The 23,531-nt window shown below is 36.9% G+C and carries 21 protein-coding genes and 1 tRNA gene; 14 read left to right on the top strand and 8 right to left on the bottom strand.

Going from position 1 to position 23,531, the window contains the following annotated elements:
- Nucleotides 1-9: 9 nt before the first annotated feature.
- The 8 genes from QF044_RS15785 to QF044_RS15750 all read left to right on the top strand — a co-directional run bounded on the left by QF044_RS15785 (nt 10) and on the right by QF044_RS15750 (nt 9,696).
- Nucleotides 10-207 (top strand): C4-dicarboxylate ABC transporter, encoded by a 198-nt coding sequence (locus QF044_RS15785; RefSeq protein ID WP_307269267.1) that lies wholly within the window; start codon nt 10-12, stop codon nt 205-207.
- The gene (locus QF044_RS15780) at nt 197-1,069 is read left to right on the top strand and encodes a PstS family phosphate ABC transporter substrate-binding protein (RefSeq protein WP_307269265.1); all 873 of its coding nucleotides are present in this window, start codon (nt 197-199) and stop codon (nt 1,067-1,069) included. Before QF044_RS15785 ends, QF044_RS15780 begins: the two co-directional genes overlap by 11 nt.
- A gap of 92 nt (nt 1,070-1,161) precedes the next feature.
- Nucleotides 1,162-2,811: a tetratricopeptide repeat protein gene (locus QF044_RS15775; RefSeq protein WP_307269262.1), complete on the top strand. Its 1,650-nt coding sequence runs from the start codon at nt 1,162-1,164 to the stop codon at nt 2,809-2,811.
- 164 nt (nt 2,812-2,975) lie between these two features.
- Nucleotides 2,976-3,695, top strand: a complete 720-nt coding sequence (gene bshB1 / locus QF044_RS15770) for a bacillithiol biosynthesis deacetylase BshB1 (RefSeq protein WP_307269259.1) — start codon at nt 2,976-2,978, stop codon at nt 3,693-3,695.
- Between the two features lie 35 nt (nt 3,696-3,730).
- Nucleotides 3,731-3,806: transfer RNA gene (locus QF044_RS15765), tRNA-His, on the top strand.
- 383 nt (nt 3,807-4,189) lie between these two features.
- Nucleotides 4,190-4,624: a hypothetical protein gene (locus QF044_RS15760; protein ID WP_307269256.1), complete on the top strand. Its 435-nt coding sequence runs from the start codon at nt 4,190-4,192 to the stop codon at nt 4,622-4,624.
- A 25-nt stretch (nt 4,625-4,649) separates the two neighbouring features.
- Complete coding sequence (locus QF044_RS15755) at nt 4,650-6,773, top strand: hypothetical protein (protein ID WP_307269254.1); 2,124 nt, start codon at nt 4,650-4,652, stop codon at nt 6,771-6,773.
- A 52-nt stretch (nt 6,774-6,825) separates the two neighbouring features.
- The gene (locus QF044_RS15750; RefSeq protein WP_307269250.1) at nt 6,826-9,696 is read left to right on the top strand and encodes a DUF4132 domain-containing protein; all 2,871 of its coding nucleotides are present in this window, start codon (nt 6,826-6,828) and stop codon (nt 9,694-9,696) included.
- A 175-nt stretch (nt 9,697-9,871) separates the two neighbouring features.
- On the opposite strand, the gene QF044_RS15745 is transcribed toward QF044_RS15750, so the two are convergent.
- The gene (locus QF044_RS15745; RefSeq protein WP_034701927.1) at nt 9,872-10,207 is read right to left on the bottom strand and encodes a DUF3276 family protein; all 336 of its coding nucleotides are present in this window, start codon (nt 10,205-10,207) and stop codon (nt 9,872-9,874) included.
- Between the two features lie 99 nt (nt 10,208-10,306).
- The gene (locus tag QF044_RS15740; RefSeq protein ID WP_307269249.1) at nt 10,307-11,977 is read right to left on the bottom strand and encodes an ABC transporter ATP-binding protein; all 1,671 of its coding nucleotides are present in this window, start codon (nt 11,975-11,977) and stop codon (nt 10,307-10,309) included.
- Nucleotides 11,978-12,067: 90 nt separating this feature from the next.
- Here QF044_RS15740 and nusB point away from each other — a divergent pair, with 90 nt between their 5' ends.
- The 4 genes from nusB to QF044_RS15720 all read left to right on the top strand — a co-directional run bounded on the left by nusB (nt 12,068) and on the right by QF044_RS15720 (nt 14,949).
- Nucleotides 12,068-12,973 carry a transcription antitermination factor NusB gene (gene nusB / locus QF044_RS15735; protein WP_307269247.1) on the top strand — a complete coding sequence of 302 codons (906 nt, stop codon included), beginning with the start codon at nt 12,068-12,070 and terminating at the stop codon, nt 12,971-12,973.
- 1 nt (nt 12,974) lies between these two features.
- On the top strand, nt 12,975-13,490 hold the full coding sequence (locus tag QF044_RS15730; protein ID WP_307269244.1) for a DUF1573 domain-containing protein: 516 nt from the start codon (nt 12,975-12,977) through the stop codon (nt 13,488-13,490).
- Nucleotides 13,491-13,500: 10 nt separating this feature from the next.
- Complete coding sequence (yajC, locus tag QF044_RS15725; RefSeq protein ID WP_307269241.1) at nt 13,501-13,863, top strand: preprotein translocase subunit YajC; 363 nt, start codon at nt 13,501-13,503, stop codon at nt 13,861-13,863.
- Nucleotides 13,864-14,214: 351 nt separating this feature from the next.
- Nucleotides 14,215-14,949 carry an SDR family NAD(P)-dependent oxidoreductase gene (locus QF044_RS15720; protein ID WP_307269237.1) on the top strand — a complete coding sequence of 245 codons (735 nt, stop codon included), beginning with the start codon at nt 14,215-14,217 and terminating at the stop codon, nt 14,947-14,949.
- Here the strand turns inward: QF044_RS15720 and QF044_RS15715 are convergent.
- The 4 genes from QF044_RS15715 to QF044_RS15700 form a co-directional block, all read right to left on the bottom strand.
- Nucleotides 14,946-15,374, bottom strand: coding sequence for a hypothetical protein (locus QF044_RS15715; RefSeq protein WP_307269234.1), 429 nt, complete (start codon nt 15,372-15,374; stop codon nt 14,946-14,948). The two genes, QF044_RS15720 and QF044_RS15715, sit on opposite strands and share 4 nt — an antisense overlap.
- Before the next feature lie 151 nt (nt 15,375-15,525).
- Entirely contained in the window at nt 15,526-17,415 is a 1,890-nt protein-coding gene (gene ligD / locus QF044_RS15710; RefSeq protein ID WP_307269232.1) for a DNA ligase D, read from the bottom strand.
- A 77-nt stretch (nt 17,416-17,492) separates the two neighbouring features.
- Nucleotides 17,493-18,095: a DNA polymerase ligase N-terminal domain-containing protein gene (locus QF044_RS15705; RefSeq protein WP_111955482.1), complete on the bottom strand. Its 603-nt coding sequence runs from the start codon at nt 18,093-18,095 to the stop codon at nt 17,493-17,495.
- Entirely contained in the window at nt 18,095-18,880 is a 786-nt protein-coding gene (locus tag QF044_RS15700) for a Ku protein (RefSeq protein ID WP_307269228.1), read from the bottom strand. Before QF044_RS15700 ends, QF044_RS15705 begins: the two co-directional genes overlap by 1 nt.
- A gap of 145 nt (nt 18,881-19,025) precedes the next feature.
- Here QF044_RS15700 and QF044_RS15695 point away from each other — a divergent pair, with 145 nt between their 5' ends.
- Both QF044_RS15695 and QF044_RS15690 read left to right on the top strand, forming a co-directional pair.
- Nucleotides 19,026-19,595, top strand: coding sequence for a Crp/Fnr family transcriptional regulator (locus tag QF044_RS15695; protein ID WP_307269226.1), 570 nt, complete (start codon nt 19,026-19,028; stop codon nt 19,593-19,595).
- 69 nt (nt 19,596-19,664) lie between these two features.
- On the top strand, nt 19,665-20,936 hold the full coding sequence (locus QF044_RS15690) for an adenylosuccinate synthase (RefSeq protein ID WP_307269223.1): 1,272 nt from the start codon (nt 19,665-19,667) through the stop codon (nt 20,934-20,936).
- A 44-nt stretch (nt 20,937-20,980) separates the two neighbouring features.
- Here QF044_RS15690 and QF044_RS15685 read toward each other — a convergent pair whose 3' ends face one another.
- Nucleotides 20,981-21,712: a carbon-nitrogen hydrolase family protein gene (locus tag QF044_RS15685; RefSeq protein WP_307269220.1), complete on the bottom strand. Its 732-nt coding sequence runs from the start codon at nt 21,710-21,712 to the stop codon at nt 20,981-20,983.
- Nucleotides 21,713-21,755: 43 nt separating this feature from the next.
- Entirely contained in the window at nt 21,756-23,510 is a 1,755-nt protein-coding gene (gene aspS, locus QF044_RS15680) for an aspartate--tRNA ligase (protein WP_307269218.1), read from the bottom strand.
- Nucleotides 23,511-23,531: the final 21 nt, after the last annotated feature.

Below are 23,531 nucleotides of genomic sequence, written 5' to 3'. Positions count from 1 at the left end.
TTTTGTTACATGATGTTCAATTGGTTATCCTTAGTTACAGGATTGTTTTATATCGTACTGGGAATTGTAGTCATTGTCTACAAGTTTTTCCTTACGGTTCTGGAGCCTGCTGTTGCCTATCCGTTAGGAGCAGTGCTTATTCTTTATGGACTATTTAGAATCTATAGAGCTGTTTCAAGAATTAAAGATTCAGGAAATGAGAAATAGTTTAAAAATCGCATTGCTTTCTATAATAAGCATTGCTGCAGTAAGCTGCAAAAAAGAAGACAAATCGCCGTCTTATCATAAAGGAGATCTTACGATACTTACCGACGAATCTTTTAAAAGTGTTACAGAAGCATTGGCAGACGGATATATGATTAATTATCCTGATACCCATATCAAAATTGTAACCAAGAAAGAAGATTTGGGATTTCTTGATTTGCTTAATGATAAAGCAAGAATAGCAGTAATGTCCAGAGATCTTAGTACTGAAGAGATTAAAACCTATGAAGAACAGGTAGACCTGAAATTCCTTCCTGCAAAATTTGCGGCAGATGCAGTAGTATTTGTTGTTCCTAAAGATTCTCCGAAAGAAAACATTTCTATGGAAGAAATAAATAAAGGACTGGAATCTGACAGCAAAAATTTTATTTTTGACGGAACCAATTCCAGCAATCTTAACTTTGTGGCACAAAAGCTTAAAAAACAACCTAAAGATCTTAAATTTTCAATTATTCCAGGAAATCAGAATATTGTTGAAGAATTAAGCAAATACCCGGATAAAATTGGAGTGATAGGGCTTAATACCTTCAGCCGTCCCTATGATAAAACCTCTGAAAAGCTTCGGGAAATGGTTAAAATTCTTCCGGTACAGGATAAAGGAAAATTATATACTGCCGATTACGCAAATCTCCGCGAAATGAAGTATCCCTTCACACGGACGGTCTACTTTTTGACCAATGAAGGAAATTTTAACATTGCTAACGGGTTTATCAGATATGCATGTACTCAACTGGGACAAATGATTGTTCAGAAAGAAGGATTACAGCCCTATAATATCTATAAGAGAGAGGTTCAGATGCGTTAAATATTATTAAAATAGCAACTTACCTTTTACAAAAACATAGTTTTGGTCTAAAAATTGTGGAGCTTATAACTCAAAATAGAGAAAAATATAAAATGAAAGATATAATGATTATGAATGTAAAGAAAATTGCTTTTGGAGCAGCCGTGGTATTTTTTGCCGGTTTAGCCTCTGCACAGACGTTGCAGGATGGGATCAACAGTATAGATAGTGACAAATATGCTCAGGCCAAAATCAATTTCACTGAAATGGTTGCAAAGGCACCTACAGCAGAAAATTACTTCTATTTAGGAAATACATACCTGAAACAAGGTGAACCTGATTATGCTAAAGCTATAGAAAGTTTTAACAAAGGTTTGGCTGTAGATAACAAAAGCTATCTTAACAAGATTGGTTTGGCTACTGTAAAATTAGGTAAAGGTGACAAAAGCGCCATTGCTGAAATTCAGAAAATTGTAGCTGACTCAAAAGAAAAAGATGCTGAAGTATTATTTAGAGCAGCGGAAGCGCTGACTTTATTCGAGAAAAACAATGCTCCTGATCCTGCCATTCAATACCTGACCAAAGCTATTGAAAAGGCTGAGAAGAAGGGAGTTCCCGCTCATTACTATTACACTCTTGGTGATGCTTACAGAATTAAAAGAGCACCAGGTGAAGCAATGTCTGCTTATGACAAAGCTCTTCCGGTAGCTAAAAATAAAGCATCTGTTTATACAAGAATGGCTACATTATGGATGGCTGCTCAACAATGGCAACAAGCTAAACAAAGCATTGACAAAGCCATTGGTGTAGATGCAACTTATGCACCTGCATACAAAGCTCTGGCTTCTTATGATATCAGATATCAGGAAAACGCAAAAGCAACACAAGACCTTATCAATTATACAAAATATGCTGATGAGGATCCATATACTCAGCTAGAAATTGCTAAACTGTACTTCACTAATGAAGATTATGCAAACTCTAAAACTGTACTGGACAAGATTTTTGATAAAATTGATGATCCAATCAAATTTAAATTAAGAGCTTACCAGTCTTATGCAGATGGAAAGTATGCAGAAGCAAAACAGAACATGGATACATTTGTATCTCAGGCTGAGAAAACAAGAATACAGCCGGCTGATCAAGGTCTTCAGGGACTTATTGCAGCAGGATTGGCAAAAACTGAAACCGATGCTGCTAAAAAAACAGCTTTAACGACAGAAGCGCAGCAGAAAATTGCTATTGCTAAGGCAGCTAAAGATGAAACAATGAAATGGGATATGGAACTTGCAAACATTGCCGGAGGAGGAGCTTCTCAGGCTGAAGCAGAAAAAGGACCATCTACACCGGAAATTGAAGCATTGAAAAAGAAAGTTGCGGCTAATCCACAGGATTCAGATTCACTATTTAAGTTGGCAACTGCTTACCAGGATGCTAAAAACTGGAACGGTGCCATCCTTACATGGCAGAAAATGAGTACACTTCTGCCTGATTGGGCTCCGGCTTATTACAGCCAGGGGTATTCTTATCAGCAGGCAGGAAATAATGATGCTGCGAAGATAGCATATGAAAAATTCATTAGTACTGTAAAACCTGCAGATCAGGAAGCTAACAAGCAGACTCTGGCTTATGCTTACTTTGCAGTAGCCTATATGAGTAAAGATACTGATGCTGCAAAGGCTAAAGATTATGTAGCCAAGTCTTTACAGCTTGATCCTACTTATCAGGATGCTGTAAAACTAAATGCAGAAATCAATAAGTAATTTAAAATTTAAATTATCAATATTAAAGCTTTCCATTCTCAATGTTTGGGAAGCTTTTATTTTAAAGCTTATCTTTGAAAATATGAAACGTTCGTTGTTGAAGCTAGAAAATAGCAGAAAGTTTACTGAACGTTCCATCTGACAAATTAAAAATAAAAGAACAGATGAAAATAGACATACTTGCTTTTGGAGCACATCCTGATGATGTAGAACTTGGCTGCGGCGGAACTATTGCCAAAATGATTTCAGAAGGCAAAACATGCGCAATTGTAGACCTTACAAGAGGTGAGCTGGGAACCAGAGGAACCGATGAGACCAGAAGAGTAGAGGCTGGGGAATCTGCAAAAATTCTGGGTGTTTCTGCCAGAGAAAATCTGGGAATGAAAGATGGCTTTTTAGTGAATTCTGAAGAATACCAAATGGAGATCGTAAAAATGATTCGCAAATACCGCCCTGAAATCGTCTTAGCTAATGCGATTGATGACAGGCATCCGGATCACGCAAAAGGAGCGAAATTAGTGTCGGATGCGTGCTTTTTGGCAGGACTGAGAAAAATTCAAACACTTATTGACGGCGAAAATCAGGAAGTCTGGAGGCCTAAGCAGATTTTCCATTATATTCAGTGGAAAGATATCAAGCCGGAATTTGTTATTGATATTTCCGAACATTTAGATAAGAAGATTGAAGCATGTATGGCATTCAAAACGCAGTTTTATGATCCTGCTTCCAATGAACCCGTAACTCCAATTGCAACAAAAGACTTTTTCGAAAGTCTGACCTATCGTGCTCAGGATTTAGGAAGATTATCGGGAGTGACTTATGCTGAGGGATTTACGTCTGAGAAGCTCATTGCGATGAAAAATTTTGACGGAATTGTTTGGTAATTAAAAAATCTTCCCTATATTTGCACTCACAAAACGGTGATTGTAGCTCAGTTGGTTAGAGCGTCGGATTGTGGTTCCGAAGGTCGGGGGTTCGAGACCCCTCATTCACCCAAGAAAAGTACACTTTTTAAAGTGTACTTTTTTATTTTATACCCCTATTGAATTGAATTTCAATCACTAAAAATTCTATAACATTCCATTTTATTTTGTAATTTTTTTTATTTATTTAACCCTGGTGGTGCTTAATGGGGATTTTTCGAAATTATTTCAAAAATTCAGTGTATAAAAATCTTTTACCAATTATTTAAACTTTAGAAAATGAATCAGATTTTAAAAAATATGAAGTTCAGTTTTGATTGATCATGGATTAACCGATCTGATTATATTACAAAAGAATATTTTTCTTAATTTTCTCTTAATTAATGGCCTTTGATAAAGGTTATAGTACTCCTGATCCTAAAATTTTCCTATATTTATTGATATCAACTTCATGTATGGAAATAACGGTTACCGTAAAGCAGTTAGGCAGGAAGCATCCCATTCTTTCTGAGCAGAAACTTGACATTGCGTGCAATGATCCCAAAATCTCATTAGAGTATTTATTAAAATTAATTGTTCAGCAACAGGTGGAAACATTCAACTCGAAATCATTTGAGCTGGAAGATGAAGATTATGCTAAAATTCCTTCGGAAAACTATCTGAATATTCTTACAGACACTGGTAAGGTGGGCTTCGGAAGTATTTATAATGAGAAGAAAGCTAATCTTCAAAAAGCACAGGAAAATGCAATACAAGCTTTCGAGGATGGTATGTTTGCTGTATTCTATAATGATGAGCAGCTGGAAAGCCTTTCTGAAACAGTGGATCTGAGTTTGAATCATACATTTGCTTTCATCAGACTTACATTTCTTGCAGGAAGTTATTGGTAATTATCAACACTGAATCTCAAAATAAATGGAAATCATAGAAAAATTAGAATCGAAAAAGACAGTAAATCATTATCGGAATTTCAGGAAAGATTTAAAAGAGCAAACAGAAAAAGGTTTGCTATCCCAAATCTTTTCAAAACCTGCACTTAAGAAAGAGGTAGCGGAACTGGGATTATTAATAGTGGGTAAGACCAACCATTTTGAGGATGTAAGCCTGGGTTCTGACCGCACGGAAAATCTCAGGAAATATATCAAACCTAATATTTGGGATGATAAAGACTATTATCAACTTTTGGTTTACTTCTTTGGAGATCATGCAGATCTGGTAAAGCATGCCTGGAATAAAATGCCCTATAAAATGTATCAGACGGGATACTACAGGCGTTCTTTCCGTGCACCTAATAATGAAAAATACATACTTCTCAACCAGATTAATTTAATTGGAGGCCTGTTGCAGTTGCCGAGTATATACTCTTACACCAATGGAGGTGAACAGTTTTATAACCTTACGCTGGAAGAGCAGATCATCTACGACAGCGACATATCAAACAGCGCCAATCAGTTTTATATTTGGTCAGCAGCTATTGATACAGGAAATACAGCCATTTACCAACTGATTGAAAACATCATTTTCAATAAACATCCCGAAGGAAAAGTATCCCGAAACATTATAAAAGCATTGCTCAACAGTGAACAGAAGCATTGTTGGGAACTGGTGGAAAAACTCTTGCTAGCAGCTCAGCGACAGGAAGGCTTGAGACAAACCGTACTCGAAGCTCTGGATGAAACAAGTATCGGCGCTTTGGAATATATGACGAATGTAATTTCAGAGCATAAACTGACTCGTTTTTCCTCTGTTGTCCGTTCCATAGATACCTGGACAGGCTTAGGCTGGGATACCGAAAAAGAATCGGTCGTAAGAAATATTGTATCGTTAGCCCATACTTATTTTAATAATCCGCACCAGATTCCTGATGCCATAAAAAGCAAGAATAATAATGAAGTGTATATGGCACTTTGGGTACAGTCGGTATGGGATGTGGAAAAAGCTGTCCCCTATTTGCATCAGCTGTATGATCAAGGTGGCGTGGAAAAGAAATGTCTTGCGATCAAGTTCGCAGGTGAAACCCAGGATCCTTATATCCAAATGCCATTATATTACAAAGCAGTGCTGGAATGTGATTTACAGGTGCTGGCGTTTGCCGGAGAACCCTTATCAACATTATTAAGTGCGAATGTAACTTCAAAATTCTTTATCAATAATGCAGATTATCCGGATTTCTTTGAAAAGCTTCACGAACTTACCCAAAAGATAGAAGTGAAAGAAAAGAAATTCGAAGGTAAAATATTCTCCTGGCTCAATGCGACTTTTAACAAAAGCAATTTATACGCTTCTATGTTTTATTTAGTGGGTGAGGATACAGAAAAACTGAATCTCGTTCTTTCTTATTTCGATCAGTTTGACCTTTCATTGCGGGAGCAGCTGTCAAGAGCTATTTTAGGGGATTTCTACTGTTATTCTTATTCCTATAACTTCGGAAAGAAGAAAAAAGCAGTCACTCCCTTTCAAAAAGAATTTGCCTTTAAAATTATAAAAGACAGAGGGGAGTCTTTAGTGACTTCAGGAATCAATGTTCTTCAACAAAACCCTTTAAGCAAAGAGGAATTGATGATTTTCTTTGATATGTTTAAAAGAAAAGGCGGCACACTTCGTAAGAAACTGATAGAATTGGTGGTACAGCAGGAAGATGCAGTAGTAGGTCCATTGGTTGAAGAATTACTGGGCAAAGGAGATATTGAACAGCGAACGGCTTCATTAGACATCATGCTACAGCTTCAGAAAGATAAAAGAATATCTGCTCAAATTAGAAACTGGACCACACAATATGCTGCAAAGCCCAAAGTATCAGAGAGGGAACAGAGCCTGCTGGATCAGCTTAATCCTTCTGATGATAAGAAGGTGCTTTCAGCAGAAAATGGATTTGGATTCTACGATCCTTCTGTAGTATCAAAATTCGAACTGCCCGAAGTCAAAGCCAGTTACTTGTATGCATTGGCAACCCAAAAAGATAAATATGGTTTCACACAATCCGTCAATCATATCAAAGAAGAATTAAGAAAGCTTAATGATCTATTCCTGAAAAAATAAAGACTATGAATATGAAGCAGACGACTGGAATGGCTCTAAAATAACCCTCTTGATGGGGAATACCTTCAGACACATCAGCAATAATACGGAAGGCTTTACCTCTGAACAGATTGCTGAAAACTATCCTCTGCATGAAATATGGGCGCAGTGGTATAAAGAATCGGGGCTTCAGCCGCGCGATTTATTCCTGCTGACTTTCGCTGAAAACTGCGATCGCAAAAAGTTCAGGGATTTCCTGGGAAACTATGTATTCTATCACAAGGAGATCCTGCCTAATCCGTTGAAAAGTGACTATTACTGGGACAACCCTGTTAAAAGGATTCTGGAATCCCTGCAATATAAATTCGTATTTGAGGAGAAAACAGATTTCCTGATCGATGCATGCAGTACGCTGTTTGCTCACCTTCCGGACGATGTGATCAACTACAAGACAAAAGAAAGTGAGTATTATTACGGTGGAGGAACCGGTTGGCAGCAGCTGGGCTTTTTCAGTGTATTTTTAGGAGCTGTTCCGTTTAAAGATCTTACCGATGAACAATGTATCAAACAGTGGAATCTTTACCGCTGGATGCAGTACAATGGCCTGGAAGAAAACAAAAAACATTCCGTTCCGAATTTCTACTTATTCTGTAAAGCATACGAGCTTAATGTCATTACAAAGGATGAACTCTATGAGGGGATTTTTACCGCCGACTCAGTGATAAGGGATCTTACAAGAGCTAAGACTTATACTACCTACCATCATCAGGAAAGATATCTGGATACATTTCCTTTCCTGAAACCGATCATAGAAGAAATTCAAAATAAATTCCTGGATGTGGAGCTTATTCGCGGTGATGCCAATACTGCCGTTTCTCAATTTGTACAGGAGTTTCAGACCCTATTCGGAACCCATCGCCTTCTACAGCTGTTAAAAGGACTTGGGAAATCAGGATTATATGCCAATTATATTTATAGCTATGGCAACGAAAGCATGACCAAGCAGAAGCTGTTCTCTTATCTGATCAAAAATTCTTATCCTTTGGAAAGTGATACTCAGGAATCATTCAATGAAATGATGAAGAAAGAGAAGATTGCAGAACTTCGTTTGATACAGGCTGCTATCTATGCGCCGCAATGGCAGAAACTTGTCAGTACGTATTTAGGCTGGAAAGGTCTGGATTCAGCGATCTGGTGGATGCATGCCCATACCAAAACAACTGCGTATCAGGCTCAGAACTCGGAACTTGAAAGTGAAGTGGCTAAATACTCATCTGTAGACGTTCAGGAATTTCAGGATGGAGCAGTTGATAAGGATTGGTTCATAAAAGCGTATAAAGAATTAGGTAAAGCCCGTTGGGAAATGCTTTATGAATCTGCAAAATACATCTCTGACGGAAACGGACACCGCCGGGCAAGGCTTTATTCTGATACGCTCACAGGTGACTTAAAAATAAAAGAGGTCACTGCAAAAGTAAAAGACAAACGGGATCAGGATTATCTTCGCGTGTATGGGCTGGTGCCGCTGAGCAAAGCCAATCCGGAGAAAGATGTATTGAGCCGATATGAGTATATTCAACAATTTAAAAAGGAAAGTAAGGAATTTGGTTCTATGAAACAGGCGAGTGAAGCTCTGGCTATTCGTGTGGCTTTGGAAAATCTTGCCCGAAACGCAGGTTATCCGGATCCGATAAGATTGACCTGGGCTATGGAAACGAAGCAAATTCAGACCATTCTTTCAAAAGAAACACAGGTTACGATTGATGGTGTCACAGTAGGTTTAATTATAGAAACGGATGGAAAAGCTGAGATCGTTGTATTCAGAGACGACAAGCAGCTCAAATCTATTCCTCCAAAAATCAAAAAAGACAAAGCCATTGTAGAATTAGGAAACTATCGCAAAATAATGCGTGAACAATGGACCCGTTCTAGAAAAGGACTGGAAGAAGCTATGATCAGAGGGGATGAGTTTCTTTTTGCAGAAATTCAAAACCTTTTCGAACATCCCATTATAGTAAAACACCTGGAAAAGCTGGTGTTTATTTCCAGCGATAACAAAATAGGATTCTATCATAAAGGAAATCTGGTTGATGCGCATGGAGAAATCCATGAATTAAGTGAAACCGATACTTTACGCATTGCCCATTGTATAGATTTGCATCAGCATTCCGTTTGGAGTGAGTATCAACACTATTGTTTTACAGAAAAACTCATTCAGCCATTCAAACAGATATTCAGGGAATTGTATGTGCCGACTCCTGATGAACTGAAGGAGAGATCTGTGTCACGCCGTTATGCGGGGCACCAGGTTCAGCCTAAACAGACATTGGCTTTACTCAAAACAAGAGGTTGGAAAGTAGATTACGAGGAAGGTTTACAAAAAGTATATCATAAAGAAGGATTCCAGGTGAAAATGTATGCTGCAGCCAATTGGTTTTCTCCTGCTGAAGTAGAACATCCAACGTTGGAAACCATAGAGTTCCATTCATTAAAAGACTATAAGAACATTCCTTTTGAAGACATCAATCCAAGGTTGTTTTCAGAAGTCATGCGTGATATAGATCTGGTGGTATCAGTAGCTCACGTAGGTGGAGTAGATCCGGAAGCTAGCCATTCTTCTATAGAAATGAGAGCTGTATTGATGAAAGAAACCGCCCGTTTATTTAAGCTGGATAATATAAGCATTGAAGGTTCACACGTATTGGTGAAAGGTAAAATGGCAGAATACAGTGTGCATTTAGGGAGTGCAGTAGTGCATCAGGTTCCGGGAAAATATCTGTCGATTCTTCCGGTTCATTCCCAGCACAGAGGAAGATTATTCTTACCTTTTGCGGATGACGATCCGAAATCTGCTGAAGTGATGTCTAAAGTGTTATTATTGGCCAAAGACCATGAAATACAGGATCCCACCATCCTTTCTAAGATCAAAAGAGAATTGGTATAACCTATTATAATAAGGATCATACAAAAAAGAGTATATTTCTGAGAAGTATACTCTTTTTTATTATTATTCAATATCTGTTAACAACGGAGCCGCGTTATAAATACATTTTATTTTGTGTAAAAAAGGCATAAAAAAAGCACCTTTTTCAGATGCTTGTGTTTTTAGATATTCTTTTTTATACTTCGTCGTCAGAATCAATTGTGAATGATTTGCTTTTGAAGTCTTTGTCGTGTTTTTCTGATATTACATCCTCACCCTTTTCGTTAATGATGAAATCTGTGGATTCATTAAACATCTCCTGAAAACTTTTAAAATCTTCTTTGTAAAGATAAATTTTGTGCTTCTCGAATGTAGCTTCCCCATTCTCCCCGAAGTTCTTTTTACTTTCGGTAATCGTAAGATAATAATCTCCTGCTTTCGTCTCGCGCACATCAAAGAAATAAGTTCTTCTCCCCGCTTTTAACACCTTCGTGAAAATCTCATTTTCATGGCGTTCCTTGTATTCACTCATTGTTAGATATTTTTTAATCTTGTTAAGAACAAATATAAAAGAATTCTTTTAATCACAAAATTTTTTTTATGATTTATTTAACAATTGAGAACGAAACGGCTAAGCAGTTAAAGAATTGGTAATTTCAGTAAGGTTAATGATTTTATCAGCTCTTTGAGCGCTAGACTCTCTGTGTGTGATAATTATGGAGGTTGCATTGCTGATTTTCCTATCGATATTTTCAAGAATATTCTGCTCGGTTTCCGTATCTAAAGCAGATAGAGAATCATCAAAAATGATAATGTTCGGGTCCTTAATTAAAGCTCTGGCGATACATATTCTCTGTTTTTGTCCTCCCGAAAGCATCACTCCACGTTCACCAACAAGGGTTTTATACTGTTCTTTGAATTCAACAATATTTTTATCTACGTCTGCTATTTTTGCATATTCCACTACTTTTTCGGGAGAAGGCCTGTCGATGGCAAAGCCAATATTGTTTTCAATAGAGTCCGAGAATAAATAACTTTCCTGGGGAATATATCCGATGAAATTTCTATAATTGGTCAGGTTGTGTTCCTTTAAATTCTTACCGTCAATTAAGATTTCTCCTTCTGTAGGATCAATAAGCCTGCACAGAAGCAGGGCAATGGTAGATTTTCCGCTTCCGGTTTTACCCATGATTGCCAGAGATTGTCCAGCATTGATTTTAAAACTTAAATTATGCAATGCTCTGATTCCTGTATTCGGATAAACATACGAAACATTTCTGAATTCAATATCTCCTTTAATAGGATAGTCTTCAAAGTTGGTGTTGATTACCTCCGATTTCTTATCCAGAAACTCATTAATCCTTTGCATAGAAGCTTCGGCCCTTTGGTTCACAGAAGTTACCCATCCTACCATAGAAAAAGGAAAGATCAGGGTATTGATATACATGAAAAAGTCTGCTATTTTACCAATGCTTAGTTGTCCGTCAATATATTTTTGCCCGCCAATGACAATAATGGCTACATTCAGTAATCCGATAACAAATAAAATGATGGTAAAGAAATAGGCTTCTGTTTTGGCCAGATCTAAAGCTTTGTCTTGATAGTCTGTTACTTTTGTGCTATAGTTTTTCTTGATATAATTTTCTTTTGCGAAAAATTTTACCACTCTGATCCCTGAGAAGCTGTCCTGTACAAAAGTGGAAATTGCAGACTGGCTTTTCTGCATGATTTTCGATTTCTTATTAATAATTGAGCTTACTTTATAGATCAGGTATGATAAAATAGGAAGCGGTAACAAGGTCCACAGCGTCATTGATGCATCTGTTTTTACCATGTAAATACTTGTGATAAGCAATAAGATAATAAGATTTGCAACATACATTACTCCCGGTCCAAGATACATTCTTACTGCGACAACATCTTCGCTTAGCCTGTTCATCAGGTCACCGATGGTCGTTTGTTTATAATCCGTGAGAGAAAGTTCCTGATAATGCCTGTAAATTTTGTTCTTCAGCTCATATTCAATTCTTCTTGAGGCTACAATAATAGTCTGTCTCATCATAAAGGTGAAAAATCCTGTTAAAAGCGAACATCCTACAATAATAGCAACATAAATTAAAACCTGTTTGCTAAAGCCCACACTGCCTTCTTTGGCAAAGCCTGCAAGTATATCAACCGACTTACCTACAAACTGGACCTTATAAATATTGAAGAAATTACTGGCAATAATAAATAGTAACCCCCAAAACAATAATATTTTGTGCTTCCAAAAGTAAGGGTTTAAGGTTTTTAGCGCTTTCATAAAGTTTTACAAAATTACAAAAATGTGAGCACACTACGAATTTCATCAATTTTAATTTTTGTATCTTTGCACGCATAAAAAGCTCTTTGAATGTTAGGAAGACGACAAATCCGTGAAAAAGTAGTACAGACATTGTATTCATACTACCAAAATCCTGTAAAATTTGATGTTTTAGAGAAAAACATGTTTACAGGAATAGAGAAAATCTATTATCTCTATATTTATCAGCTCAATTTTATGGTGGCTCTGAAAGAATTAGCAGAAAACCAAATTGAGATCGGTAAGAATAAATACATTAAGACCGATTCTGATATTAATCCTAACCAAAAATTCATCAATAACCAAGTTCTGATAAAGCTGGAAGAAAATCCTGAAAGATTATTTTTTACAGGTCAGCACAAACAGTTGAAATGGGATATGCATGATGATGTATTGGTGAAAACTTTCCAAAGGATTACGGCAGGAAAGCGTTATCAGGATTTTATGAAGGAGGAAGGCTATTCTTTTGAAGCTGATCAGAAATTTATCGGGAAGCTGTTTTTAAGATATATTGCCGAAAATGAAGATTTTCAGGAGTACCTTAGTGATAAGGAACTTTCATGGTATGATGATATTCATATTGCCAACTCTATGGTACAGAAAACAATTGGTTTCCTGAAAGAAGATGAAGAAAGCAGAACTTTAATTAAAATGATTAAAGATGAAGAAGACAAAACTTTTGCTGCAAAACTTCTTAGAGATACGCTAAACAACTGGGAAGCTACTGAGAAAAAACTAGGTGAAAGATTGGAAAACTGGGATCTGGAGAGAGTTTCTTTAATGGATAAAGTCATTTTGACGACGGCTATTTCAGAGCTTGATAATTTTCCTTTTACGCCTTCAAGAGTTATTATCAATGAATATATTGAGATTGCAAAAGTATTTGCAACAGACCGTTCCAATATCTTCATTAATGGAATTTTGGATAAATATTGTAAAGATCAAAATAGAATTTAACATGAAAAAGACATTATCAATTATCGCTTTGTCTATCATAGGCTTTGGTTTAGTTTCTTGTAAAAAAGAAAACCAGCAAGCTGCTACTGGTGCAGTAGCTGCTGATATTACAGACTCTGCTGCAGGTGCGACTAATTTAGCTCCTACTAATGCAGCTCCAGTTTCAGCTGAAACAGCTGCTGTAGCTCCGGTTTCTAACCAACCATTAACGTCTGTGGCATTATCTGAAAACAATTTCGATTTTGGAAAAATCAAAAAAGGAGATAAAGTACAGCACATTTACGAGATTACAAACACAGGAAAAAATCCTTTAGTGATCTCTGAAGTGAAGCCTGGATGCGGATGTACAGCTCCTGATTTTACAAAAGAGCCAATCCTTCCAGGGAAAAAAGGAAATATCACTTTGCATTTTGATTCTTCAAGCTTTGACGGAAACGTTCAGAAGTATGCAGATGTATTTGCAAACGTAGATAAAGCTCCTATCAAATTAACGTTCACAGCGAACATTCAACCGTAATTTAAACAATATGTTGACAATCTTTTTACAGGCACAGCCGCAGGGATCTTCATCAATGATGCTGATCATGATGGGTGTGATGTTTGTGGGATTTTATTTTTTAATGATAAGACCACAGATGAGAAAGCAGAAGCAGGAGAAAAACTTCCAGGAAACTTTAAAAGTAGGAACCAGAGTAGTCCTTACTTCAGGTCTTCATGGTAGAATTGCTCAGGTACAGGATGATGGTTTCGTGATTGAGACATTATCTGGAAAACTTAAATTCGAAAAAGCAGCAGTTTCAAGAGAATTTACTGAAAATCGTTTTGGAGATAAAGCAAAAGCAGCTGCTGAGAAAACAGAGAAAAAAGAAATCGAAACTGAAAAGAAATAATTTTTAGTTTTTAAAATATTGACTCGGGGCGGTGAACAAAGTTCACCGCCCCGAGCTTTTATATATACTTATCAACATAGTAAATATACTTATTCAGTGGCGCAGCCACATTCTTTGCTTCTTTCAAAGCTATGAGGCATCATCTTAAAACTTTGCGTTGAAATCTCCCGCAGATCACACTGATTATGCAGATTCTTACCTATTATATTTTTCAGTTCTAAGATAGCATTGCATGAAAATTAGCCATAGCCATTGAAATTAGTAATATCCGTAAACTCATTCTTGAAATTTGTGATTAAAGTATTTCATTCAAAATTCATCATCATAAAATCAAATAAATATCTTTGCACTATGAATCAAAATACAGGAAAAACCGTTCTCATTTTAGGAGCTAATTCAGATGTGGCTAAGCAGTGCATCGGGCAGTATATTGATAAGGGAATTTCTGTAATAGCAGCTTCAAGAGATACTGCTTCTCTGGAAAATTTCATTAAAGACAACAACCTTGATTCTTCAAAGGTTAAGATACTGTATTTTGATGCAGTAGATTTTGATTCTCATCGGAAGTTTTATAATGAACTTCCTGTAAAACCTCATATTGCAGTTTATGCAGCCGGCTTTCTGGTTGATAACGAAATAGCATTACAAGATTTTAATGGGGCGCAGCAGATGATGCAGGTCAATTATATGGGAGCAGTTTCTATTCTGAATATTATTGCAATGGATGAAAGCAATAAAAATTTAGAAAGGATCATCGGGCTTTCTTCGCTTTCCGGAGTTAGAGGTCGGAAAAGCAACTTCGTATATGGAAGTACAAAAGCTGCTTTTACTCAATATTTAGCAGGCTTAAGACAGGAATTAGCTTCAAGAAAGGTTATTGTTAATGCCCTGGTGATCGGTTACATCAGAACCAAGATCAATAAAGGGCTTCAGCTCAATGAGTCTCTGATTATGGAGCCGGATTATGTGGCAAAACATATCGTGAATGCTGGAAATCCTTTTACCATTGTTCCAAATTTTAAGTGGAAAATGATTTATTTAATTTTGAAAATATTACCGGAAAGTTTAGTGGCGAAACTTCCCTAACTTATATGTTTAGAATTTTTTTGTAAATAATCTATCAGTGTTTGATAATCACCTTCCTTAAATTCGGATGAGGTGAAAATGAATTGTAAAGAACTATTCAATATATTTAAAATGATATATTTATCAACAATTTTGTAATTTGTTTTTTCCCAAATAGAACTGATTGTGTTAAGAGGATTTTCAATAACTATATTATTCTGATTCAGAGTAATAAAATGCATGTTTACATCTCTTGTTTTGAAATCGTTTATATTTTCCTCTATCAATTTATATGTTTTTCTTTTAGCTACAAAATATTGATAAACTAGAATGAATGCATATCCAATATAAAGAAAACCAATATACTTAAAAATGTAGGGAAACGGGCTTCCAACAAAACCTTTTAGTGGAAAAAAGCCCAGTGCCAGAAATAGAATAGCATACATAAGAGCTTTTTTAAGCTCGCTAAACGATTTTTTCCAAACATACTTAAAAGAAAATTTTTGCTGACCTCTTTCCGTATTTTCATTGAAAAGAATTTGTAATTTGATAGGCTCAGTTCATTTAGGGAGGTTTACTGCAACAAAAATATACAAATTAATCATTATTTTGAAGTAATTCCAACGCCATCATCATATCAATTCCTTTCCCTAAAACAGGTTTAAATAAATCCCCTTTTTCCTTAATTCTATCCAAAGCATTATCAATGGTAAAATCCGTCGGTTTCATACCGGGCTTTACTTCATCCCAGTCCAAAGGCATCGATACGGATGCTCCTTCTTTAGGGCGTAAACTGTAAGCACTTGCTAAAGTCTGTCCGGTTCTGTTTTGCAGATAATCCAGATATATTTTTTTGTCATCCCTTTTCTGCAAGCTTCTTTCTAATGTGGTGATTTCCGGAAGCTGCTCATGAACCTGTTTCATCAAAATATGGGCAAAATCTTTCACTTGGTCAAAATCATATTTTCCACCCATCGGAATATAAACGTGAATCCCTGTGCTTCCTGAAGTTTTGCAGTAACCTTTTATTTTAACTGAATTTAAAACCTCATTAACCTGAAGAGCTGTTTCAATAACATGGTCAAATGTATTTTTCTTTGAGGGATCCAGATCCAAAACGAGATAATCAGGATGCTCAAGGTCGGGAAGAGCGCTGTTCCAAGGGTTTAAATCTATACAGCCTAAATTATTCAGGTAAGCTAACGTAGCTTTATCATTACAGTATACGTAATCTATATATTTATCATTGGATTCCGAGTAGACTTCCGTAGTTTTAATCCATTCCGGCATATTGTCCCCTGCATCTTTCTGATAAAAGCCCTGCTCTTCAATTCCATTGGGAAAACGGTTCAGAGATAACGGACGGTTTTTCAAATAAGGAAGAATATATTCCGCGACCGATTGGTAATATTCTATCACATCACCTTTTGTAATGCCATCTTTCGGAAAATAAATTTTATCCTGATTTGTTAGTTTTACTGTATGTCTGTTTAGAGTAACCTCTTTTTCTTTTTCTGTAGGTTTAGTACTTTTCTTAGGCGTAGCTTTAGTTTTCATTTCTTTAGGATTTTTATTAATTTGACTTATTTTATTGGTCGAATCACTGATTTCTTCAGGATTTTTATCCTCACGGAGAGCAATAAAAACAGGATGCCGGTAAATACCGTCTTTGGTAATTTCAGAGAATTTTATTTCACAGACTAATTCAGGTTTCGTCCACGTTACGGGCATGTTTGTTTTAGGCTTTTTTTCAAACGGGGAAGTTTTTATAATCAGTTCTTTTAACCTTTCATGCATTTGGCTTAAAGATTCTTTATTAAAACCTGTTCCCGTATGTCCGCTATACACCAGCTTTCCATCCATATATTTTCCAAGGATCAATGCTCCGAAGCTTTTCCTGGATCCCCTGGGCTCCGTAAATCCACAAATAATGGCTTCCTCGGTACTGGTAAATTTTATTTTAAGCCAGTCATTTGTTCTATGATTTTCGGTATATAAACTACTGGCTTTTTTCGCAATCATTCCTTCTAACTGCATTTTCTTCATTTGGTTGAAAAAATCAATGCCCTTTTCGGGAATATGGTCGCAATATTTAATAACATCGGTTTCAATTAACGCTTCTTTTAAAAGCTCTTTTCTCTGTAAAAGCGGAAGTTCTTCTGTAGAATGGCCGTTCAGCCATAGAAGATCAAATACCTGGTAGGTTAAGGCAAGGTTAGGATTATCACCAATTTGCTGTAAGAGCTGGAAGCTGGGTTTTCCGTGTTCATCATAGGCTACAATTTCTCCGTCAAGAATCATTTGATACTTCTGTTGTTCGAAATCTTGTGTCACCTTTTCAAATTTTGATAAAAAAGAAATTCCGTTCCGGGAATAAAATAGTGGATTTTTATGACTAAGATCGGCAATAGCTCTGTAGCCATCCCATTTTATTTCAAAAACCCAATCTTCATCATCAAAGGCCGTTTCAAAAGATTTAGCCAGCATAGGTTTGATGAAGTTCTCTAATTTTTTTTCGTCAACTAAAGAATTAAATCTTTGAAATCTGGGTGTAGCTTCAGAATTTATGACTTCTTTTTGCTGTTTTTTAGGCTTTTTTTTTCCTCTAAGAATTTTGTGACTGCAGAATTTTTGGATGTATTTTCTTCCGCATCATAATTTTCTTCTGCAAATTCATCTTTATGCTTAATTAAAAGCCATGCATTATTTTCTGCATTTTTCATTTTAACCAATGCGAATTCACCTTTCAGTTTTTTTCCATGTAAAATGAACTTTATTGAACCGGCTTTTAATTCTTTCAATAATTCTTTTTCGTCAGAAAGTTTGCTTGTATCATCTAAGGGTTCATAAGTTCCGCTGTCCCAGACCTCAACCTGCCCGGCACCGTAATTTCCTTCCGGAATGTTGCCTTCAAAGTCTTTATAATCATAGGGATGATCTTCAACTTCCATAGCGAGACGTTTGTCTTTTGGATCTAATGATGGACCTTTCGGAACTGCCCAACTTTTCAAAACACCTTCCATTTCCAGCCGGAAATCATAATGCAGTCGGGATGCAGCATGCCTTTGAACTACAAAAATAAGCTTGTCCTTACTTTTTTTTGTTTTCCCTTTAGGTTCACTGGTTTCATCGAATCTTCGCTTTTCGTTATAATCTTTCAGAGCCATTATGATGCGTTTTTAGATTTGGAAGTTTGTAAGCTGGCTTTTAACTGGGCCATAAGATCTATTACCTTGCCTTCTTTTGCAGGTTCTGCTTTTCTGGCTTTTACTCCTTTACCTTTTGCTTTCTGTTTAATGATTTTCAGTAAAGATTCAGAATAAGTGTCCTCATACATTTCAGGATCAAACTCTTGTGAAAGCTGTTCGATAAGACTTACTGCCATTTTTAATTCGGCAGGTTTCGGAGCTTTTTTGGCTGGTATTTTTAAATCTCTGTAATCTCTGATTTCCTGAGCAAATCGTAAACGGTTTAAAACCAAAACCTCATCGTTGTAAGGCCGGATCATTCCGATTGCTTCGCTTTCGCGGAGTACAAAAGTTCCTACACCTACCATTTTTGTTTGTGATAAAGCTTTTAGTAGAAGCCTGTAAGCATTTTCTCCGTTCTTTTGAGGTTCAAGAAAATAAGGATTTTCAAAATAAACACTGTCAACTTCAACTTCCTTCACGAACTGATCTATAGAAAGTATTTTGCTTTTTTCAGGACTTGCCGCTTCGTAATCTTCATCTTCGAGAATGATGTATTGATCATCAAGGAGATAACCTTTTACAATGTTTTCCCACTTGACTTCTTTGCCTGTTTTTTCGTTAACTCTTTTGAATTTGATATTCGAAAAATCAGATTTATCGAGCATATCCAAATCCAGTTTGCTGGTTTCTGTGGCGGAGTAAATCTTAACCGGAATATTGACTAAACCAAAGCCAATGGCGCCATTCCAAATTGCTTTCATTGTCTTACGTTTTTAAAAATCAATCAATTAACATGCCGTGAAATGCTGATGTGGTACATTTTATCAGCTTTGTTGTCAAATGACAATCGGTTTTACAGCCGGTTTTTTTACCTTTATATTCTGCCATTTTAAGGTCGGAAATACTATGGAAGAGCTTTTTAATTATATCAAAAAATTTGGGGTGCTTACTCATGCAGAAGAGCTGCTGATCGCAGAAGGTTTACAGGAGATCACGATAGAGAAAGGAGACTCTTTTATAGAAGCTGGAAAATTGAGCCGTAAGATCGCTTTTGTAAAGGAAGGGGTTTTCCGGTCTTTATATTATAACAAACAGGGGGATGATTTTACCCGCTATTTTATTTACGAAGGAAGATTTATCGGAGATTTTCATGGATTTGCAGATCAGCTGGCTTCCCACGAATATATTGAAGCTATAACGGACGGAGTACTTCTGGCTATCGATCTTGATCATTTTAAAAAGCTGGAAGAAAAAATTGCGGTCTGGCCGGTTTTATTTGCCCGGCTTCATGCTTTTGTAGCACATAACAAGCTTAAAGTGGCCAGTATTATGTTGAATCTGGATGCTAAAGAGCGTTATATTCATTTTCTAAACCATTATCCGGGACTGGCAAACAGAGTTCCCCAGTCGATGCTAGCTTCTTATTTGGGCATTACGCCTTCATCCTTAAGCCGCATCAGACGTAATATCATTTAGGCCTTTTTGTCAAATGACAATGGTCTATGTATCCAGCTGGCCTAGCTTTGCAATATAAAATATAAAAATATGGATATTGTATTAGGATTGCAGTGGGGCGATGAGGGAAAGGGTAAATTTATTGATCTCATCAGTGAAGATTATGATATTACTGCTCGTTTTAACGGGGGAGCAAATGCAGGACACAGTATAGAACGCAACGGCAAAAGGATTACATTGAAATCTCTTCCTTCAGGAATTTTTATGAAAGGTGTTCAGAATGTAATCGGAACGGGAACGGTATTGGATCCGGTAAGTTTCAGGAAGGAAATTTTGAACCTCCTGCAATTTGACGGAACAGTTCAGCCGGAACAGAATCTTATTATTTCAAGAAAAGCACATTTGGTTCTTCCAACCCATAAGCTTTTGGATGTTTTCATGGAAGAGAATCCTGAGTATACAACTATCGGGACTACCAGAAACGGTATTGCACAGGCTTATTCAAATAAAATTTTAAGGCAGAATCTCAGAGTCGGTGATATGGATTCTCCGGATTTCAGAGGCAGGGTAGAGCACATCCTGAAAAGAGATTTCAGGCTGCTTGCCGGTGGAGATATGATCCTTCCTCCTTTAGAAGAAATCAGCAATGAATTTTTTGAAGCGATTGATTTTCTGAAAAAATTTACCCGTACAGAAATTGAAATATTCCTGAACACTGCTATCTTTGAAAGGAAGAAGGTTCTTGCTGAAGGTTCTCAGGCTGCGATGCTGGATATAGACCACGGGACTTATCCGTATGTAACTTCGTCTTCTACAACAGCTTCGGGAGCCTGCAGTGGATTGGGCATTTCCCCTAAAAAAGTCGGTGAAATATTCGGGATCGCAAAAGCCTACTGTACAAGAGTTGGTAATGGGATGTTTCCTACAGAAATCTTGGGTCGTTTAGGTGAAGAGATCAGGGATAAAGGCAATGAATTTGGATCAAATACCGGTCGTCCCAGAAGAATTGGCTGGCTGGATCTTCCGGCCTTAAGATATGCTATTATGATCAACGGAGTTACCCAGGTTATTTTAACGAAAGCAGATGTTCTAAGCGGAATGGAATCAGTATCAGTATGTACTCATTATGAACTTGAAGACGGAACAATTGAACAGATTTCCGGGGTTCTTCCTGACAATGCCCACCCAGTTCTGAAACTTATGAAAGGTTGGGAAGGAGATATTTCAGCTATTGAAAATACAGACGATTTGCCAATTGAATTAAAGGATTTTCTTTCTTTTCTGAATAATGAGCTTGGCGTTCCTATCACTTATCTTTCTACAGGACCGGGAAGAGAGCAGATTTTAAAAATGGAAGGTTAAGAGTCTGAATAAAAAGTGGAGATTTTTCTCCACTTTTTAAAATATTAATTGATATAAATTTTTTCGATTTGATTATCATCCGTATTTAAAACCAAAATTCCTTCGTCCTGATCATTCAGCTGCCCGAGTAAACTTCCATTGGTATTCCAGATAGAAGATTTTCCAGCGCATTCATAACCTCCGGACTCTCCGGAAAAATTAGCCATTAAAACATGCATATGATATTTTTGTGCAATAGTAGATAGTTTAACCAGATCATCATCGATCCCATTTACAGAATTGAGCACACTTGCTGTATAGATGTTTGACCCTGCCTGATATGCTTCCTGAGAGTGAGCCGGATCAGATAAATCATAACATATAGCTAATGAAATTTTATTCTGTACTATTTCCAGCTGACAGTAATGGTCTCCTTTTGAGAAAACTGCAGTTTCTGTTGGGAAAAGATTCCGTTTTGAATAAACTTTTCTCCTTCTTTCCGGCTGGAATATAATACTGCTGATAAATAATTGATTATCAGCCTTTGTAGGCATTCCAACAATAATGCTAATGTTATTTTCGTCTGCTGTTTTTTGGAAGATATTTAAAATAGGATCTTCATAATCAATGGAGAGCTGATTTGCCAATTCAGGCTCATACCCGGTAATTGAAAGCTCAGGGAAGATAATTAAATCAACGTTGTTACTAATTGCGGCTTCGATTAATACGTTGTGAATTTCAATATTTTTAAGAATATCTCCTTTGATGGGTTTTATTTGTGCTGCTGCTATTTTCATTTTTAGTCATTAAAAAAGCGGAGAAAAAATCTCCTCTTTCAGTTTATGCTTTTAAATTCAATTGTATTTCCAACTCATCCAGCTGGGCATCAGCGATCGATGCAGGCGCGTCGATCATTACGTCACGTCCTGAGTTATTTTTAGGGAATGCGATGTAATCCCTGATCACTTCATTTCCGTCAAGGATAGCCACCAAACGGTCAAATCCGAAAGCCAGGCCACCATGGGGAGGAGCTCCGTATTTAAAGGCATTCATCAGGAATCCGAACTGAGCTTCTGCTTCTTCCTTTGTGAATCCTAACAGGTCAAACATTTTAGACTGAAGATCTTTGTCGAAGATCCTGATAGAACCTCCACCGATCTCATTACCGTTGATAACTAAATCGTATGCATTAGCTCTTGCTTTACCCGGATCTGTTTCCAATAAATGAAAATCTTCAGTTTTAGGAGAGGTAAAAGGGTGGTGCATTGCGTGATAACGCCCACTTTCTTCATCAAATTCCAATAATGGAAAGTCAACTACCCAAAGCGGGGCAAATACATTTCCTTTTCTTAATCCCAAACGGTTTCCAAGTTCCATTCTTAAGGCTGAAAGTTGTGCTCTTACTTTATTTTCATTTCCGGATAAGACCAGCATTAAGTCACCTTCCTTAGCTCCGAATTTTTCGATAATCTTTCCTAAATCTTCCTCGTTGTAAAATTTATTTACAGAAGAGGTTTTAACACCGTCATTCTGGAATTTAGCCCAAACCATTCCCGATGCCCCGACCTGTGGACGTTTTACCCAGTCTACAAGCTCATCGATCTGCTTTCTTGTATAGTCAGCACATCCTTCTACGTTGATTCCAACTACCAGTTCAGCATCATCGAATATTTTAAAATCTTTTCCTTTTACCAGCTCATTAAGCTCGACGAATTTCATTCCGAAACGGATATCCGGTTTGTCATTTCCGTACGTATTCATAGCATCAGCAAAAGTCATTCTCGGGAAATCTCCGAATTCCTGTCCTGTAATATCCTTGATCAACGTTCTGGTCATTCCTTCAAAGACGTTCATGATATCTTCCTGTTCTACAAAAGCCATTTCACAGTCAATTTGTGTAAATTCAGGCTGTCTGTCTGCTCTTAAGTCTTCATCACGGAAACATTTTACGATCTGGAAATATTTATCCATTCCGCCCACCATCAGAAGCTGTTTGAAGGTCTGCGGTGATTGTGGAAGGGCATAAAACTGTCCCGGATTCATTCTGCTTGGAACTACGAAGTCTCTTGCTCCTTCCGGAGTAGATTTAATTAAAACTGGAGTTTCCACTTCGATAAATCCTTCGTCTGACAGATAGTTTCTCACTTTCTGTGCCATTTTGTGACGGAAGATCAGTTTATCCCTTACCGGAGCTCTTCTGATATCCAGGTAACGGTATTTCATTCTTAATTCTTCACCACCATCCGTTTCATCTTCAATCGTAAAAGGCGGAAGTTGAGATTCATTAAGAACCGTTAATTTTTCAACTAAAATTTCAATTTCTCCTGTTGGAATATTGGGATTTTTGCTTACTCTTTCTATTACTTTTCCTGTAACCTGAATAACAAATTCACGCCCCAGCTTCTTTGCCTCTTCCATCAGCTGAGCCGAAGAACGGTCCTGATCGAAAACCAATTGAGTAATTCCGTAACGATCCCGAAGATCTATCCAAATCATAAATCCTTTATCACGGATAGTCTGTACCCATCCGGAAAGTGTAACTTCTTCATTAAGATTTTTCAGAGATAATTCTCCGTTCGTGTGTGATCGAAACATAATTATTTGTTTAAGGTTCAA

It is taken from the genome of Chryseobacterium sp. W4I1 (genome assembly GCF_030816115.1).
Classification (GTDB): Bacteria; Bacteroidota; Bacteroidia; order Flavobacteriales; family Weeksellaceae; genus Chryseobacterium.
This window is presented reverse-complemented; position numbering and strand designations above follow the sequence as displayed.

Bases quoted from the DNA above. Each gene is read 5' to 3' on its own strand.
- QF044_RS15785 (WP_307269267.1), top strand. From the start codon at position 10: ATGATGTTCAATTGGTTATCCTTAGTTACAGGATTGTTTTATATCGTA.
- QF044_RS15780 (WP_307269265.1), top strand. From the start codon at position 197: ATGAGAAATAGTTTAAAAATCGCATTGCTTTCTATAATAAGCATTGCT.
- QF044_RS15775 (WP_307269262.1), top strand. From the start codon at position 1,162: ATGAAAGATATAATGATTATGAATGTAAAGAAAATTGCTTTTGGAGCA.
- bshB1 (WP_307269259.1), top strand. From the start codon at position 2,976: ATGAAAATAGACATACTTGCTTTTGGAGCACATCCTGATGATGTAGAA.
- QF044_RS15760 (WP_307269256.1), top strand. From the start codon at position 4,190: ATGGAAATAACGGTTACCGTAAAGCAGTTAGGCAGGAAGCATCCCATT.
- QF044_RS15755 (WP_307269254.1), top strand. From the start codon at position 4,650: ATGGAAATCATAGAAAAATTAGAATCGAAAAAGACAGTAAATCATTAT.
- QF044_RS15750 (WP_307269250.1), top strand. From the start codon at position 6,826: ATGGGGAATACCTTCAGACACATCAGCAATAATACGGAAGGCTTTACC.
- QF044_RS15745 (WP_034701927.1), bottom strand. From the start codon at position 10,207: ATGAGTGAATACAAGGAACGCCATGAAAATGAGATTTTCACGAAGGTG.
- QF044_RS15740 (WP_307269249.1), bottom strand. From the start codon at position 11,977: ATGAAAGCGCTAAAAACCTTAAACCCTTACTTTTGGAAGCACAAAATA.
- nusB (WP_307269247.1), top strand. From the start codon at position 12,068: ATGTTAGGAAGACGACAAATCCGTGAAAAAGTAGTACAGACATTGTAT.
- QF044_RS15730 (WP_307269244.1), top strand. From the start codon at position 12,975: ATGAAAAAGACATTATCAATTATCGCTTTGTCTATCATAGGCTTTGGT.
- yajC (WP_307269241.1), top strand. From the start codon at position 13,501: ATGTTGACAATCTTTTTACAGGCACAGCCGCAGGGATCTTCATCAATG.
- QF044_RS15720 (WP_307269237.1), top strand. From the start codon at position 14,215: ATGAATCAAAATACAGGAAAAACCGTTCTCATTTTAGGAGCTAATTCA.
- QF044_RS15715 (WP_307269234.1), bottom strand. From the start codon at position 15,374: ATGTATGCTATTCTATTTCTGGCACTGGGCTTTTTTCCACTAAAAGGT.
- ligD (WP_307269232.1), bottom strand. From the start codon at position 17,415: ATGCTGGCTAAATCTTTTGAAACGGCCTTTGATGATGAAGATTGGGTT.
- QF044_RS15705 (WP_111955482.1), bottom strand. From the start codon at position 18,095: ATGGCTCTGAAAGATTATAACGAAAAGCGAAGATTCGATGAAACCAGT.
- QF044_RS15700 (WP_307269228.1), bottom strand. From the start codon at position 18,880: ATGAAAGCAATTTGGAATGGCGCCATTGGCTTTGGTTTAGTCAATATT.
- QF044_RS15695 (WP_307269226.1), top strand. From the start codon at position 19,026: ATGGAAGAGCTTTTTAATTATATCAAAAAATTTGGGGTGCTTACTCAT.
- QF044_RS15690 (WP_307269223.1), top strand. From the start codon at position 19,665: ATGGATATTGTATTAGGATTGCAGTGGGGCGATGAGGGAAAGGGTAAA.
- QF044_RS15685 (WP_307269220.1), bottom strand. From the start codon at position 21,712: ATGAAAATAGCAGCAGCACAAATAAAACCCATCAAAGGAGATATTCTT.
- aspS (WP_307269218.1), bottom strand. From the start codon at position 23,510: ATGTTTCGATCACACACGAACGGAGAATTATCTCTGAAAAATCTTAAT.